We start from the raw sequence: 15,526 nt of genomic DNA, 5'->3' as shown, positions 1-15,526 counted from the left end.
AACCACCGCCCACCAAATTTATAAAACTCTCGAGCATAAGCAAGCCCCCATACACGCGTGTCCAGCGCGGACAACAGACTCTTCTTCGATCATCTTGGAGCGTTGATCCACCCTGCGCCTACAGCGCTGACCAACCGATTTCGCCACAACGGGCCATTATCACCTGACCCGACAAGCCTTCATGAACGACCTGAGACGCAAAGTGCTGGCGGCGTATCTGCGTCAGGAGGGTTCGGAACGGGCGCTGGCCAGACGCTTTGCCGTGAGCCTCCGTTTTGTCCGTGATCTGCTCAAGCGCTACCGCGGCACCGGCGATGCCATCCCCAATCCGCACGCCGGCGGTCGGGCGCACAAGATCGCGGAGGCCAATGCGCTGATCCTGCGCAAGCGCATCCGCCAACGCACGGTCTTCGTGAACCTGACCGGCCAAACGGTCAGCGCGGTCACGGTGGGCTTGAACCTGAGCCGTCTGGGGCTCACCCGCAAGAAGAAGACCGTGCGGGCCCGCGAAGCGCCGTCGGAGGCAATACAGGAGGCACGAGACGCCTTTCACAGTCCCTGCCAGATCGGGTTGCCCACGGCACGCTTACACGTAACCGAACCGCACTACCCGGCGACAGGTCGGCGCGTTCGTCCGCTGATGCTGCTGGAAACGATGTTGCAACCCTACTGCCTGCAACAGTGGCATACGCTGTCGGACCCGAAAATGAAGAGTACGTCGTAAACAGGTTTTTGCTGTAGAACCGCTTCCGATTTGCGGTTGATGCATACGTAGAAATGAGTTTGGAGCGTAGTCGCTGGCGAACTTGTCGTGATTTTACCTATGGAGGGAAATATCTTGGCGCCAACCCCAACAACTGGCCTGCTGAGAAGCGTGATAAGCCGATCGATTCTTTTCGGCACTATCGCCCTGGAAAAAAGCAGAAGCCAATGCTATCGATCACTTGGCAGCAGTCGCCGGAGGCATGCGAAACACTCGCCTTCCGTCAACAATGCCGACACGACTGAGCCAGATGCCGCGACATACTGGCACACAATCATTCGAGTGCTTATTAGCGATCAACGACGACGGCAGTCTTGGTGCCTAGGGCCGGGATCGAACCGGCATGGCCAAAAGGCCGGCAGATTTTAAGTCTGCTGCGTCTACCAATTCCGCCACCCAGGCGAGGATGGAGGCTAGGGTCGGAATCGAACCGGCGTCCACGGCTTTGCAGGCCGCTGCATGACCACTCTGCCACCTAGCCGAAAAGCGCACCGAACTAGCACTCCTTACAGAGCCCTAAATCGGCATCAAACAAAAAAACCTCGATGATCGAGGTTTCGATGTGGAGCGGGAAACGAGACTCGAACTCGCGACCCTAACCTTGGCAAGGTTATGCTCTACCAACTGAGCTATTCCCGCATCACCAGTGCGGCGCGCATTATAGCCTCAATGCCCGTCCCGTCAAGCCGACTGCGACGTCAACCCACTTACTTGCGTAGGGCCGACCACGCGGCGCCCAGGTAGATGAACATCGACCACAGGGTCAGCACGGCGGCCACATACAGCAGCGCGCGCCCCAACGGCAGTGTCGCCACCCCAAGCACCGGCTCCCGGTACAGCAGCAGCACGAGCGCGATCATCTGGACCGTGGTCTTGAACTTGCCCACCGTCGACACCGCTACCGCCGCACGACTGCCGATGCGGGCCATCCATTCGCGCAACGCCGAGATGGTGATTTCGCGGCCGATGATCACGACGGCCGACGCGGCCACCCAGGGAGAGTCGTCAGCGTACACGAGCAGCACGAGCGCAGCCGCCACCATCAGCTTGTCCGCGACGGGGTCGAGGAACGCGCCGAAGTCCGACGCCTGCCCGAGGCGTCGCGCCAGGTAGCCGTCGAACCAGTCGGTCAGCGCCGCCAGCGTGAACAGGGCCGTGCAGAAGACGTTGCTGCCGTCGAAGTCCAGAAAGAAGACCACCACGAAGACCGGTATCAGGGCGATACGCAAGAGCGTCAGGATCGTGGGGGTCGTCAAGGTCATCAGCTGAACCGGCGCTGGCTAGCCGTCTCCGTGGAGCGCATCGTAGATGCGTCGTGCCAGCTCGACACCGACACCGTCAACGCGCGCGATGTCCTCGACACCGGCGCGCGCGAGTTGCTGCAGGCCGCCGAACTGGCGCAGCAACGCGCTGCGCCGCTTCGCGCCGATGCCCTCGATTTCTTCCAGGACCGATGTGCGGCGAGCCTTGGCACGCCGCTGGCGGTGCCCCGTAATCGCAAATCGATGAGCTTCGTCACGGATTTGCTGCACCAGATGCAGGGCGGCAGACTCGGGCGGGAGTGTAGTGGCGCGGCCGGTACCGGACAAGTAAAGGACCTCCAGCCCCGGTTTGCGATCCGGCCCCTTGGCGATGCCCACGAGCAGCACGTCGCTGATCTGCAGTTCGCGCATCACGCCTTCCGCCTGCGCCAGTTGCCCCTTGCCACCGTCGATGAAGAGGATGTCGGGCAGGACTTCGTCCTGGTCACGCAGGCGCGTGTAGCGCCGGGTCAGCGCCTGCTGCATCGCAGCGTAGTCATCGCCGGGAACGATGCCCTCGATGTTGTAGCGACGGTAATCGGACTTGCGCGGTCCCTCCCCGTCGAACACCACGCACGACGCCACCGTAGCCTCCCCGCCGGTGTGGCTGATGTCGAAGCATTCGAGGCGCTCGGGCACGGCGTCGAGCCCGAGCGCCTCCTGCAAGGCCTCGAAGCGCCGCCGCATCCCGGTGCGGCTCGACAGTTCCGCGGCCAGGGCGTGCGCCGCATTGCGACGCGCCATCTCGAGCCAGCGTGCCCGGTCGCCGCGAGGACGCAGCACGAAATCCACGCGACGCCCCGCACGGGCACGCAGGGCCTCCGCGATCAGCGTCGTGTCCCTCGGCGCGTGGCTGAGGAGGATCTCGGCCGGCGGTTCGTGTGCCAGGTAGTACTGCACGAGGAAGGCCGCAAGGACGCGCTCGGGTGATTCGTCCGCGGGAATCAGCGGAAAGAACGGCTTGTTGCCGAGGCTGCGCCCGCCACGGAAAAAGAACACCTGGACGCACGCCGCACCGCCCTCGGCTGCCACGGCCACGACATCGAGGTCACCGCGCTCGCCGCTGATGTACTGACGCTCCTGGACGCGGCGGATCTGCGCGATGCGGTCACGGATCACGGCCGCCTCCTCGAAGCGCAGCACCTCGGCGGCCCGCTCCATGCGGGCGACGAGATCGTCGACAACCTCGTTGCTGCGACCTTCCAGGAAACGCACGGTATCGGCGACATCGGCAGCATAGGCCTTCGCGTCGATCTCACCGGTGCAGGGGGCCGAGCAGCGCCTGATCTGGAATTGCAGACACGGGCGGCTGCGGTTGGCGAAGAAACTGTCTTCGCACTGGCGCAACTTGAAGACCTTCTGCATCAGATGCAGCGTGTCGCGGACCGCCCCCGCCGAAGGATACGGTCCGAAATAGCGCCCGGGTGCCTTCCGCGCCCCGCGATGCAGGGAGAGGCGCGGGAACGTGCCGGCGGACAGGTATATCCACGGATAGCTTTTGTCGTCCCGCAGCAAGATATTGTAAGGAGGCCTGAATTCCTTGATCAGCGAATGCTCGAGCAGCAAGGCTTCGGCCTCGGTGTGGGTCACCGTGACCTCGATACCCGCAATCTGTGCCACCAGGTGATTCGTCTTTTCCGACACGTGATGAGCACGAAAATAGCTGCCGACCCGGCGCCTGAGATTCTTCGCCTTGCCGACATAGAGCACCTTGCCCGCGGTATCGAGCATCCTGTAGACCCCCGGCAGGGGCACCAGCGTGCGCAGGAACTCGCGAAAATCGAACGCGCCGGCGGCCATCACACACCTGCGGACATCGCATCGCGGCCTGATCTGCCGAACCGCCTGCATTCTTTACATCGCCACAAGACCCAGTCTCCTGAAAAACGCCGCAACGATTTGACCGTAAACATTATTTTAAATCTGCCACGGCTTTTGCATGTTAGCCTCGTCAAAGAGGTGAGCGGCGACTGTCCATTGCGGACCGCGGTCGCGCGCCACGCGCATCAACACATTCAAGGTCATCCACCATGCCGCAACCATCGGTACGCACCCGCGCCCTCGGGCTTGCCCTGGCCCTCCTCGCCGCGGTCGGCGTCTGCAGTGACGCCTCGGCGTTCGTTTCAGTCACCTTCACGGGGTCAGGGACCAACAGCACATCCGGCCACAGCCTGTCGGCATCGGTGACGTTCACCGACCTCACCGGGGGCTTGTTCCAGGTCGACCTGAAGAACACGGCGCCCGCCTATGGCAGCGCCACCGTGCCATCCGATGTGCTGACCGCCGTGTTCTTCGGCTTCAACACCACCGTGACCCTCTGCTCGACGCAGGCCTGCAACGCCCAGAACTCGGCCCGCCTCGCTCCGGGGAGCGTCGTCGTCGACAACGCCGGCAACCCGCTCGCGACCCAGCCCACCAACGGCGACATCGACGGCGAATGGGGCTATTCGCAGACCGGCATCTCGGTCAACGGTGCCGACCGCGGTATTTCGAGCAGCGGGCTCGGCGGGCTGTTCGGCAATCCCAACTTCGGCGACAGCAACCCCAACATGTCGGGGCCGTCGGCGCTCGACGGCCTGCAATACGGCATCGTGTCCTCGACCTACACGGGTGGCAACTCGTCGTCGACGTTCGACCAGGGCGTGATCAAGAACAGCGCCCGCTTCATCCTGAGCGGCCTGCCGGCCAACACCGACATCTCGAAGGCCATCGCCAACGTCAGCTTCCAGTACGGCACGGGAATGAGCGAGCCGAACATCACCGCCCAGCGCGCAGGATTGCTCGCCAACCAGCAGGTGCCGGAGCCGGCTTCACTCGCGCTGCTGGGCTTCGGCCTCGCCTGGATGAAGACGCGCTCGCGGCGTCGCACCAGCGCCTGACTTCGTGTAGAACGCGGTTCGAAACGGCCGGCACCCGCCGGCCGTTTCGCTTTTGCAGCGAAGCAGCGCCCGCCCCGCCGATCCACTCTAGACCCACGGCCGCCATGCTCTACGAACTCGTCCGCTCCGCCCTGTTCCGCCTCGACGCCGAGACGGCCCACGATCTCGCGCTGGCCGCCCTGGCGCGGCTGGGCGAGGGCACGCGGCGGCTGGCCGGGGCGGTACCGCGCCGGCCACGGGTGGTGATGGGGATCGAGTTCCCGAACCCGGTCGGCCTCGCCGCCGGGCTCGACAAGAACGGGGCGGCCATCGCCGGCCTCGCCGCCCTCGGCTTCGGCTTCATCGAGATCGGTACCGTGACGCCGCGCCCGCAGCCGGGCAATCCGCGCCCGCGGCTGTTCCGCCTGCCGCAGGCCGAGGCCCTGATCAACCGCTTCGGCTTCAACAACCGCGGGGTCGATCACCTGGTCGAGCGGGTGCGCACCGCGGGGTACCGGGGCGTGCTCGGGATCAACATCGGGAAGAACAAGGACACGCCGAACGAGCACGCCCTCGACGACTACCTCGCCTGCCTGCGCAAGGTGTACGCGCACGCCGGCTACGTCACCGTGAACATCTCGTCGCCGAACACGCCGGGCCTGCGCGACCTGCAGTACGGTGAATCCCTCGATCAGTTGCTCATGGCGCTCAAGGCCGAGCAGGCGCGGCTCGCCGACACCCACGGCCGCTACGTGCCGCTCGCGCTGAAGATCGCGCCGGACCTCGCCGACGCGGACATCCCGGTCGTCGCCGCAGCGCTCGCCCGCGCCGGCATCGATGCCGTGATCGCCACCAACACCACGCTCGATCGCCGTGCGGTGGCCGGTCTGCCGCACGCCGACGAGGCCGGCGGCCTCTCCGGCGCGCCGCTGGTGACGCGGTCGACCGAGGTGATCCGCCGCCTCGCCACCGCCCTCGACGGGCGCCTGCCGATCATCGGCGTCGGCGGCATCCTCAGCGGCGCCGACGCCCGCGCCAAGATCGACGCCGGCGCGAGCCTGGTGCAGCTCTACACCGGGCTGATCTACCGCGGTCCGGCACTGATCCGGGAAGCGGTCGACGCCATCGGCTGAAACAGGCGCCGCCGCCCGCCACGCCGGCACGCGCCGCTAACGGCGGCCGCGCGGGCGCTCCAGGCTGAACACCCCGTCCAGGCCGAGGTAATCGTTGCCGGCCATGCGCCCGATCGGGCGCAGCCGGTCGGTGGCGATGTGCCGGCCGTCGAACAGGTCGTCGCGCACGTGGATGCGCAGCACCCGCGCGAACACGGCCGAACCGCTGCCGAGACCGCCGTCGCCGCAATCGACGATGCGCTCGACCCGGCACTCGAACGCGACGGGCGCCTCGCCCACCCGCGGCGGCCGGACCACCTCGCTCGCCACCGGCGTCAGGCCGGCGAACGCGAATTCCGATTCGCCGTAGGGGAGATCGGCCGAGCTCAGGTTCATCGCCCCCGCCGTATCGGCGTTGGTGATGTTCACCACGCACTCCCCGCGCCCGCGCAGGTTGCGCAGGGTGTCCTTCTCGCCGTGCGCGGCGATCTGCGGACAGAACACCAGCGTCAGCGGCTGGCTCGCAGCGACGGTGAAGAACGAGAACGGCGCCAGATTGGGCCGCTCGGCCGCATCGCAGGTGCTCACCCAGGCGATCGGGCGCGGCAGCACGCTGCCGATGGCCAGGCGGTAGCGCGCATCCTGCGGAAGCTCGTCGGGGTCGAACGTCATGGCGCTGCTCGTGTCGGTAGGGCCGATTGCCGCCCACCAGCGTAGGCCAGAAACGCTGCCGGCGGCTGAACCGGGATCGACGATGTCCCATGCCGCGGTGGCGCCGGACATCACCGCCGATCCCGACTACAGTACTGCCGCCACCCCCGGCAGCGCCCCGCGCTGGTAGCCGCCCGCCCCGCCGGCGGGGCTCCATGCGCGTGGCACGGCCGCGCCACGCCCACACCGAGGACACCATCGATGCCGACGCTGGAGTGGTATTTCGACTACCTGTCACCCTTCGCCTACCTGCAGCTCGAAACCTTCGAGCGTCGCCCGCCCGCCGCGACCATCGTCTACCGGCCGGTGCTGCTCGGCGCGCTGCTCGAAGCCACCGCCACCCGCGGGCCGGCCGAGGTGCCGGGGATGCGCACCCTCACCTACCGCCACTGCCTGTGGCGCGCGCGCCACCTCGGCATTCCCTACCGGATGCCGCCGGCGCACCCGTTCAATCCGCTGCGGGCGCTGCGCCTCACCGTCGCGCTCGGCGCGACACCCGCGGTGGTGCGCGACGTCTTCCGCCACTTCTGGGCCGACGGCCGCAGCCTCGACGATCCCGCCGACTGGGCGGCCCTGTGCGCACGGCTGGGGCTCACGGTGGCCGACGCCGAGGCCCGCCTGAACGCGCCCGAGGTCAAGGACGCGCTGCGGCGCGCGACCGACGACGCGATCGCACGCGGCGTGTTCGGCGTGCCCACCGCGATCGTCGACGGCGAGTTGTTCTGGGGCCTCGACACCACCGACATGCTGCACGACTTCCTCGCCGACCCGGCCCTGTTCGCCGACGCCGAAATGGCGCGCGTCAGCACGCTGCCGGTCGGCGTGCAGCGCCGCATCTGAGCCGCGCCGCACAGGAGCCCGCCGTGAGCCGCATCCCGCTGCCGGAGTTCGAGGAGCTCGCCACCACGCACGTGCCGTTCATCGGCCAGCTCGGCATCCGCGTCGAGCAGCTCGACGCCGGGCGCTGCGTCATCCGCATCCCCTTCCGCGACGATTTCATCCGCCCCGGCGGCACCGTGTCGGGACCGATCCAGATGGCGCTGGCCGACATCATCATGTACGGCGTAGTGCTGTCGCTGATCGGGCGCGTCGAGCTCGCCGTCACCACCAACCTCAACTGCAACTTCCTGCGCCGGCCGCGGCCCGCGGACCTGATCGGCGAGGGCCGCATCCTCAAGCTGGGCAAGCGGCTCGCGGTCGGCGAGGTGCTGCTTTACTCGGAGGGCGAGGCCGAGCCGGTGGCGCACGTCACCTGCACGTACTCGATCCCGCCGCAGCGGGGCTGAGTGCGCAAGCCACGGGCCGGGCTGTGGATGTTGCAGCGCAACATGCCGTTTTCGGGTAGCATGCGCGATCTTTTTCGCTGACCAGCGGACGCCACGATGGACCTTTCCGTAGTCGTACCCGTACACAACGAGGGCGAGAACATCGCCCCGCTGCTCGACGAGATCACCGCCGCGCTCGATGGCCGCTACGCCTACGAGATCATCTACGTCGACGACGGCAGCCGCGACGACACCGCGGCGCGCCTCGCCGAGGCGCGCCAGCGCCTGGCGCAGCTGCGCGTGCTCACCCACGCGCGTGCCTGCGGCCAGAGCACCGCGGTGCGCAGCGGCATCCGCGCCGCGCGGGCGCCGTGGATCGCCACCCTCGACGGCGACGGCCAGAACGACCCCGCCGACATCCCGCGGCTGCTGGCCGTGCTGACCACGCCCGAGCGGGCGCCCCGGCTGGTGATGGCCGCCGGCTACCGGCGCAAGCGCCAGGACAGCTGGATCAAGCGCATCTCGTCGAAGATCGCCAACGGCGTGCGCTCGCGCCTGCTCGGCGACGCCACCCCCGACACCGGCTGCGGCCTCAAGGTGTTCTCCCGCGAGGTGTACCTGGAGCTGCCGTACTTCGACCACATGCACCGCTTCCTGCCGGCGCTGATCAGGCGCGCGGGCTACGATCTGGTGTCGGTGGAGGTCAACCACCGCCACCGCACCCGCGGCGTGTCGAAGTACGGCACCCTCGACCGCCTCGCGGTCGGCATCGTCGACCTGCTCGGGGTGATGTGGCTGCAACGCCGTGCGCGCGTGCCCGAATCCGTGGAGGCCGGTGATGTTCAAGCTTGACCCGCTGTGGACCTCGGTCGGGCTGCTGGCGCAGGCGCTGTTCTCGGCGCGCTTCCTGGTCCAGTGGATCCTCTCCGAGCGCGCGCGCAAGAGCCTGATGCCGATTCATTTCTGGTACTTCAGCATCGGCGGCTCGGCGCTGCTGCTGGCGTACGCCGCGCACCAGCGCGACCTGGTGATCGTGCTCGGGCAGATGCTCGGCCTCGCGATCTACCAGCGCAACCTCGAGCTGATCCACCGCGCCGAGCCGGGCCGGCGGGCGCTGTCGTGGTTCTGGCCCTGGCTCGGGTTCGTCGTGCTCGGCCTCGCCGCCGGCTACGCCTCGAACCCGGCGCACACCACCAAGGTGGTCGAGTTCCACCCGTTCTGGAGCGTGTTCGGCCTGGTCGGGCAGACCCTGTTCACCGGCCGCTTCGTGCTGCAGTGGTTCGCCAGCGAGCGCGCGCAGGGCTCGGTGACGCCCATCCACTTCTGGTACCTGAGCATGATCGGCAGTTCGATGCTGCTGACCTACGCGATCGCCCAGCGTGACCCGGTGATCATCCTCGGCCAGACCTTCGGCATCGTCGTCTACCTGCGCAACCTCCGGCTGATCCGCCGCCAGGACCGCCGCCGTACCAAGACCGCGGCGGCAACCGAGACCGCCTCCTGATGCGGACCCTGCTGCAGCGGCTCGCCCCCCTCGTCGCGCTGGCGGCGCTGGTCGCCGTCGGCCTCGTCTGCCGCGGCCCGGTGCCGATCGACGAGACCCGCTACACCGCCGTCGCCTGGGAGATGTGGCTGCGTGGCGACGTCCTGGTGCCGCACCTCAACGGCGCGCCCTACAGCCACAAGCCGCCGCTGCTGTTCTGGCTGATCAATGCCCTGTGGGCGTGGCTCGGCGTGCACGACTGGGTGCCGCGGCTGGTGCCGGCGCTGGCGGCGGCGGCGAGCCTGCTGCTCACCGGCACGCTCGCCCGCACCCTCTGGCCCGACGATCCCGGCACTCGCGTGCGCGCGCCCTGGCTGCTGCTCGGCAGCCTCTACGTGGCGCTGTTCGCGACCTTCCTGATGTTCGATCTGCTGATGACGGCCTGCGTGCTGGTGGGGCTGATCGGGCTTGCGCGCGCGTGGCGCGCGTGGCGCGGCGGCTGGACGCTGTTCGCGCTCGGCATCGGCTTCGGCGTGCTCACCAAGGGCCCGGCCGTGCTGGTCTACCTGCTGCCGGCCGCGCTCGCCGCGCCGTGGTGGGCGACCGCACCGCGCCCGCTCGCGTGGCGCCGCTGGTATCGCGCGCTGGGGCTCGCGGTGCTCGCCGGCGCGGCACTGGCACTGGCCTGGGCGATCCCCGCCGCGGTGCTCGGCGGCGAGGAGTACCGCCACGCGATTCTCTGGGGGCAGACCGCCGGGCGCATGGTCAAGTCCTTCGCACACCAGCGGCCGTGGTGGTGGTACCTGCCGGTGCTGCCGGCGATCCTGCTGCCGTGGGCGCTGTGGCCGCGCTTCTGGCAGGCGCTGCTCGGCCGGCTGCGCGCCGGCCTCGGCGCCGGCGAGCGCTTCTGCCTCGCCTGGCTGCTGCCGGGGCTGCTGGTCTTCTCGGCGATCAGCGGCAAGCAGGTGCACTACCTGCTGCCGCTGCTGCCGGCGGTGGCGCTGCTGATCGCCCGCGGCCTCGGCGACCTCGAACCCGCCGGCCCGCTCGCCGCCCGCATCGGTGCCTGGCTGCTGGTGCTGCCCTACGCGCTGCTCGGCGTGGCGCTGGCACTGGCGCCGCTGCTGGCGGTACGTCAGGGCTGGCCGGCCTGGGTCGGCGAGGTCTCGCCGCTGTGGGGCGTGCTGCTCGCCGCCGTCGCGCTGGCCTGGCCGTGGCTGCTCGCGCGCGGCGATGCCGTGCCGCGGCTGCCCCTGCTCACCGTGCTGTGCGGCGTGCTGGTGTACGCCGGGCCGATCCGTGCCGCCGCGCCCACGCTCGACGGCGCCCCGCTCGCCGCCCGCATCGGCGAGCGCCAGCAGGCCGGGCAGCCGGTGGCGCACCCCGGCAAGTACCATGGCGAGTTCCAGTTCGCCGGCCGCCTCGCCGCGCCGCTGGTGCTGATCCCGAGCGGCGGCGAGCTCGACTGGGCACGCGCGCACCCCGATGGCGCGCTGGTGCTGCGCCACACCCGGCTGAGCCCCGAGCAGCGCGCGGCGGCGCGCTACACCCAGCCGTACCGCCAGCGCCACGCCGTGCTGTGGGACGCCCGCACCCTGCTCGAACACCCCGAGTTCCTCGCCGGCGAGGACGCCCCGGTCGACGCCGCCGACGACACCGAGTGAGCCCCGGCGGCCCGCGGCGACGCCTGCCGCCGCGGAGCGCCCCGACCGCCATGACGCCGCCCGCCCCCCGCGGACATGCCCGCCCCCGGCGCCGTCGCTGGTACCTGCCGGCGGCGCTCGCCGCGCTCCTCGCCGCCGGCGCCGTCCTCGCGCCGCCGGGGCTCGGCTGGCTCGCCGGCCGCGCGCTGCGCGACGCCGGTTTCGCGGTGGCCGAGCTCGACATCGACCACCTCGCCCCGAGCGGTGCGCGGGCGACGCTCGACCTCGGCGCGGCGGGACACATCGCGCGCATCGAACTCGACTACGGCCTGCGCGACCTGCTCGCCGGCCGCGTCGAGGCCGTGCGCCTCGATGGCGTGCAGCTGCGCCTGACGCAGGATGCCGCCGGCAGCTTCGGCCTCGCCGGTCGCACGCCACCCGGGCCGTCCGCCGCCGTGGTGCTGCCGGCGCTGCCGGCGCGGCACGTGACGCTCAGCGCCGCCACCGTCACGCTCGAGCGCGCCGGCGCCCCGTCGCTCGACGTGCCGCTCGCACTGACGCTCGAACCCGCCGCCGACGGCACCACGCGCATCGAGGGCCGGCTCGGCCCGGTCGCGGACGCGACCGCGCAGCTGGCCGGCACCTTCGATGCCGACGGACGGCTGGCGCTCACGCTGGAGGCCGGGGTCGACGATGCCGGCGCGCTCGCCGCCCGCCTCGGCCGGCGCGAACCGCTCAGCGGCGCCCTGCGCCTGCGGGTGCAGGTGGCGGGCCGGCCGGGCGGGCCGCCCGCGTCGGTCGCCGTCGCGCTCGACGGCCAGGGCCTCGGCTGGGGCGACTGGCTGCAGGACGGCAGGCTCGCCGCGCACGGCCGCTTCGACCTGGGCGAGGGCGGGCGCTACGCCTGGCGGGCCGACGCGCCGCTGTCGCTGGAGCTCGTGCCCGGCCCGGCGCTGCGCGCGCACCTGCCCCCGGCGCTGGCGCGCGAGCCGCTGCGCCTCGCGCTGCAACCGACCGCGGCGGACGCCGCGCTGTTCGATGTCACCGCGGACGGCGGGGCGCTGCGCGGCAGCGCCCGCACCGCCCTGACGCTCGGGCGGGCCGGCCTCGGCGGCACGCTCGGCCTGCGCTGGCAGGGCGGGCGCCTGGAACTCGACCTCGTCGACGGCGAGATCGGGCTGCCCGACGTGGCGATGGCCGGCAGCGGGCTCGCGCTGCACCTCGGCGTGGCCACGGCCGCCCCCCGCCCGGTCGACGGCACGCTGCGCATCGACGCGCTGCACAGCACCGCGCGTCCGGCGCTGCACGCCCCGCTGCGCCTCGACGGGCGCCTGGACGGCGCGCTCGACGACACGCTCGCGCTGCACCTCGACCTCGACGCCCTCGCCGGCCGCGCCCAGGCCCGGCTGGAAGCCCGCCACACCTTCGCCGACGGCCGCGGCGAGGCGCGGCTGCGCAGCGCGCGCCTCGAACTCGCCCCGGACACGCTGCCGCTGCCGGCGCTGCTGCCGGCGCTCGCCGGGCAGGTGCGCAGCGCCCGCGGCACCACGGCGCTCGACCTGCGCTACGCCTGGAGTGCCGACGGCACCCGCGAGCGCGCCGAGTGGCTGCTGCAGGACCTCGATCTCGACACGCCGCTGCTGCGCGCGCGACGCATCAACGCGGTGCTGCGCGCCGACCGCCTGCTGCCGCTGCGCATCCCGCGCGGGCAGACCATCGCGATCGCCGCGCTCGACGCGGGGCTCGCGCTGCACGACGGCGAACTGGAGTTCGCGCTCGACGACGACCGCCTGCAACTGCTGCGCGCGGGCTTCGACTGGGCCGGCGGCCGGCTGCGGGTGGCGCCGTTCACCACCCGCCTCGGCGCGCGCGAGTACCGGCTGGACGTCGAGGCGCAGGACCTCGACCTCGGCGAGCTGTTCGCGCTGGTGTCGCTGCCGGGCCTGAGCGCCGAAGGCCGCATCCACGGGCGCCTGCCGGTGCGGCTGCGCGCCGACGGCCGACTCGCCGTGGCGGACGGCCGGCTCGCCGCCGACGCGCCGGGGCGCATCCGCTACCGCCCCGAGACGCCGCCGAGCTTCCTCGCCGAAGGCCAGGCCGCGATCGCGCTGCAGGCGCTCACCGACTTCCGCTACACCGCGCTGAGCCTCGGCCTCGACGGCGACAGCGGCGGCGAGATGCGCCTGCAGCTCGCGCTGCGCGGCGCCAACCCGGACTTCCACGGTGGCCACCCGGTCGCCTTCAACCTGAATCTTTCCGGCGCACTGGCGTCCATCCTGCAGCGCAGCCTGGAAAGCTACCGCCTTCCGGACAGCGTCCGCGAACAGATCGAACAGTATGGGAGGAGCCCATGAAACCGCGTCCAGCCCTGATCCTGCCGGCGAGCGCCTGGCTGGCCCTGTCGCTCGCCGGCTGCGCGCCGACCGTCAAGGTCGAGGCACCCGACAAACCGATCGAGATCAACCTGAACGTGCGCATCGAGCAGGAGGTGCGCGTGCGCATCGACCGCGAACTCGATGCCGTCTTCAACGACAACCCCGAACTGTTCGGCCTGCCCGCGGGCAAGCCGAAGACGGAGCGCACCCCATGACGGCACGTCCGCACCGCCTCCTGGCCACCCTCGCCCTGAGCCTCGCGCTGGGCTTCGCCGCCGCCCCCGTGGCCGGCGCCGCCGACGCGCTGAGCACCGCCAAGGCCGCCGGCCAGATCGGCGAACGCCCCGACGGCCTGCTCGGCCCGGTCGGCAGCCCGGCGCCGGCGGTGAACGCGCTGATCGAGCGCATCAACGCCGAGCGCCTCGTCCGCTACCGCGAAGCCGCCGGCCGCAGCGGCCGCCCGCTCGCCGAGGTCCAGGCGGTCGCCGGCCTCAAGCTGATCGAGGCGACCCCCACCGGGCAGTACGTGCTGGACGCCGCTGGCCGCTGGCGGCGCAAGTGAGCGCGGGCGCCGCCAGCGGCCCGATGCCGGGCCAGTTTTTCTAAGGCCTGCGTATAGAAAGCCTCGCTTGTTGCATCGCAACATGGCTTTATACTGCGTTTCGACATCTTCGGATGTTTCTCCTCTCCTCTGGTGGTTTGGCCGGGATCTCCATCCCGGCCTTCTTTTTTTGTGGCGCCGCCACGGTCACGCCACCCCAGGCTCCGGCCGCTCCCCCGGCCCGCTGGGCCGCGCGCCCGCTACAATGTCGGCCCCCGGCTCGGCCAGGCGCATCGATCGCCGCCTCCGCCGCACGCAACAGGTCCACCCGATGACGACGTTCGCCCCGCCAGCCCTTTTGCCCACCGATGCCGGCCCGCCCCCCGCCGACGCGGCGCGGCGGCTGTCGGTCGCGCCGATGCTGGACTGGACCGATCGGCACTGCCGCTACTTCCTGCGCCTGATCACCCGCCGCAGCCTGCTCTACACCGAGATGATCACCACCGGCGCGATCCTGCACGGCGACCCGGCGCGGCAGCTCGATTTCGACGCAGCCGAGCATCCGCTGGCGCTGCAGCTCGGCGGCAGTGACCCGGCTACGCTCGCGGCCTGTGCGCGCATCGGCGCCGAATGGGGCTACGACGAGATCAACCTGAACTGCGGCTGCCCGTCTGACCGCGTGCAGGAGGGGCGCTTCGGGGCCTGCCTGCTGGCCGAGCCCGACCTGGTCGCCGAGTGCGTGGCGGCGATGCGCGCCGCGCTGCCGGCACCGGTGCCGGTGACCGTGAAGACCCGCATCGGCATCGACGACCGCGACGCCTACGAGCACCTGCACGATTTCGTCGCCCGCGTGGCCGCGGCCGGCTGCCGGACCTTCGTGATCCACGCGCGCAAGGCCTGGCTGTCGGGGCTGTCGCCGAAGGAAAACCGCGAGATCCCGCCGCTGCGCTACGACGTCGCCGAACGCCTGAAGCGCGATTTCCCGGCGCTCGCGATCGTGCTGAACGGCGGCGTGCGCACGCTCGACGCGGCGATCGTGCAGCTCGACTGGGCCGACGGCGTGATGCTCGGCCGCGCCGCCTACGAGAACCCCTGGCTGCTCGCCGACGCCGACCGGCGCCTCTTCGGCGACCCCACCCCGGCGCCCGCGCGCGGCGAGGTGATCGAGCGGCTGATCCCCTACGTGGAACGTCATCTCGCCGGCGGCGGCCGGCTCGGGCACATCAGCCGGCACCTGCTCGGCCTGTTCCAGGGGCTGCCCGGCGCACGCGGCTGGCGCCGCCACCTGTCGGAGCACGCCCATCGCGCCGATGCCGACGCGGCGCTGCTGCGCGCAGCGGCCGCACGGGTGTCGGCACGGGTGTCGGCACGGCACAGCGCCGACGACGCCCGCGCCTAGACGCGGCGCGACTGGTGCCGGTGTCGGGCAGGGGCCAGAATAAGCGATGACACGTACGCCTTCCGCCCCGGGAGG

16 protein-coding genes and 3 tRNA genes are annotated in these 15,526 nt (G+C 70.7%); 13 read left to right on the top strand and 6 right to left on the bottom strand.

Annotation, left to right across the window (positions count from 1 at the left end; all coding sequences use genetic code 11):
- Positions 1–181 precede the first annotated feature (181 nt).
- Entirely contained in the window at positions 182–724 is a 543-nt protein-coding gene (locus EV699_RS02840) for a helix-turn-helix domain-containing protein (RefSeq protein WP_132538744.1), read from the top strand.
- A gap of 354 nt (positions 725–1,078) precedes the next feature.
- Here EV699_RS02840 and EV699_RS02835 read toward each other — a convergent pair.
- The 5 genes from EV699_RS02835 to uvrC form a co-directional block, all read right to left on the bottom strand.
- A tRNA-Leu gene (locus tag EV699_RS02835) sits at positions 1,079–1,165 on the bottom strand.
- A 5-nt stretch (positions 1,166–1,170) separates the two neighbouring features.
- Positions 1,171–1,244, bottom strand: a tRNA-Cys gene (locus EV699_RS02830).
- An 82-nt stretch (positions 1,245–1,326) separates the two neighbouring features.
- A tRNA-Gly gene (locus EV699_RS02825) sits at positions 1,327–1,402 on the bottom strand.
- A gap of 68 nt (positions 1,403–1,470) precedes the next feature.
- Positions 1,471–2,025 (bottom strand): CDP-diacylglycerol--glycerol-3-phosphate 3-phosphatidyltransferase, encoded by a 555-nt coding sequence (gene pgsA, locus EV699_RS02820; protein WP_132538742.1) that lies wholly within the window; start codon positions 2,023–2,025, stop codon positions 1,471–1,473.
- An 18-nt stretch (positions 2,026–2,043) separates the two neighbouring features.
- The gene (uvrC, locus tag EV699_RS02815) at positions 2,044–3,864 is read right to left on the bottom strand and encodes an excinuclease ABC subunit UvrC (RefSeq protein ID WP_132538740.1); all 1,821 of its coding nucleotides are present in this window, start codon (positions 3,862–3,864) and stop codon (positions 2,044–2,046) included.
- Positions 3,865–4,094: 230 nt separating this feature from the next.
- On the opposite strand from uvrC, the gene EV699_RS02810 reads away from it, so the two are divergent.
- Both EV699_RS02810 and EV699_RS02805 read left to right on the top strand, forming a co-directional pair.
- Positions 4,095–4,943, top strand: coding sequence for an XDD4 family exosortase-dependent surface protein (locus EV699_RS02810; RefSeq protein ID WP_132538738.1), 849 nt, complete (start codon positions 4,095–4,097; stop codon positions 4,941–4,943).
- A 104-nt stretch (positions 4,944–5,047) separates the two neighbouring features.
- Positions 5,048–6,055: a quinone-dependent dihydroorotate dehydrogenase gene (locus EV699_RS02805; protein WP_132538736.1), complete on the top strand. Its 1,008-nt coding sequence runs from the start codon at positions 5,048–5,050 to the stop codon at positions 6,053–6,055.
- Between the two features lie 36 nt (positions 6,056–6,091).
- Here the strand turns inward: EV699_RS02805 and EV699_RS02800 are convergent, their stop codons facing one another.
- Positions 6,092–6,706 (bottom strand): flavin reductase family protein, encoded by a 615-nt coding sequence (locus tag EV699_RS02800; protein WP_132538734.1) that lies wholly within the window; start codon positions 6,704–6,706, stop codon positions 6,092–6,094.
- On the opposite strand from EV699_RS02800, the gene EV699_RS19810 reads away from it, so the two are divergent.
- The 10 genes from EV699_RS19810 (at position 6,705) to dusA (ending at position 15,451) form a co-directional block, all read left to right on the top strand.
- Positions 6,705–6,875, top strand: a complete 171-nt coding sequence (locus EV699_RS19810; protein WP_165904005.1) for a hypothetical protein — start codon at positions 6,705–6,707, stop codon at positions 6,873–6,875. The genes EV699_RS02800 and EV699_RS19810 overlap by 2 nt on opposite strands.
- A gap of 71 nt (positions 6,876–6,946) precedes the next feature.
- Positions 6,947–7,585: a 2-hydroxychromene-2-carboxylate isomerase gene (locus EV699_RS02795; RefSeq protein WP_132538732.1), complete on the top strand. Its 639-nt coding sequence runs from the start codon at positions 6,947–6,949 to the stop codon at positions 7,583–7,585.
- Between the two features lie 23 nt (positions 7,586–7,608).
- On the top strand, positions 7,609–8,031 hold the full coding sequence (locus EV699_RS02790; RefSeq protein WP_132538730.1) for a PaaI family thioesterase: 423 nt from the start codon (positions 7,609–7,611) through the stop codon (positions 8,029–8,031).
- 96 nt (positions 8,032–8,127) lie between these two features.
- Positions 8,128–8,862 carry a glycosyltransferase family 2 protein gene (locus EV699_RS02785; RefSeq protein ID WP_132538728.1) on the top strand — a complete coding sequence of 245 codons (735 nt, stop codon included), beginning with the start codon at positions 8,128–8,130 and terminating at the stop codon, positions 8,860–8,862.
- Entirely contained in the window at positions 8,849–9,514 is a 666-nt protein-coding gene (locus EV699_RS02780; protein ID WP_132538726.1) for a lipid-A-disaccharide synthase N-terminal domain-containing protein, read from the top strand. Before EV699_RS02785 ends, EV699_RS02780 begins: the two co-directional genes overlap by 14 nt.
- On the top strand, positions 9,514–11,157 hold the full coding sequence (locus EV699_RS02775) for an ArnT family glycosyltransferase (RefSeq protein WP_132538724.1): 1,644 nt from the start codon (positions 9,514–9,516) through the stop codon (positions 11,155–11,157). Before EV699_RS02780 ends, EV699_RS02775 begins: the two co-directional genes overlap by 1 nt.
- Positions 11,158–11,207: 50 nt before the next feature.
- Positions 11,208–13,490 (top strand): intermembrane phospholipid transport YdbH family protein, encoded by a 2,283-nt coding sequence (locus EV699_RS02770; protein WP_132538722.1) that lies wholly within the window; start codon positions 11,208–11,210, stop codon positions 13,488–13,490.
- A complete protein-coding gene (locus EV699_RS02765; RefSeq protein WP_132538720.1) occupies positions 13,487–13,726 on the top strand; it encodes a YnbE family lipoprotein in 240 nt (79 codons plus the stop codon). The genes EV699_RS02770 and EV699_RS02765 overlap by 4 nt, the downstream gene beginning before the upstream one ends.
- The gene (locus EV699_RS02760; RefSeq protein ID WP_132538718.1) at positions 13,723–14,073 is read left to right on the top strand and encodes a YdbL family probable chaperone protein; all 351 of its coding nucleotides are present in this window, start codon (positions 13,723–13,725) and stop codon (positions 14,071–14,073) included. The genes EV699_RS02765 and EV699_RS02760 overlap by 4 nt, the downstream gene beginning before the upstream one ends.
- Positions 14,074–14,383: 310 nt before the next feature.
- A complete protein-coding gene (gene dusA / locus EV699_RS02755) occupies positions 14,384–15,451 on the top strand; it encodes a tRNA dihydrouridine(20/20a) synthase DusA (RefSeq protein WP_132538716.1) in 1,068 nt (355 codons plus the stop codon).
- The last annotated feature ends 75 nt before the right edge of the window (positions 15,452–15,526 follow it).

Origin of the sequence: Plasticicumulans lactativorans (genome assembly GCF_004341245.1) — a bacterium.
GTDB lineage: Bacteria > Pseudomonadota > Gammaproteobacteria > Competibacterales > Competibacteraceae > Plasticicumulans_A > Plasticicumulans_A lactativorans.
Note: the sequence above shows the minus strand (reverse complement) of the source record. Positions and strands in the feature narration are given on the sequence as shown.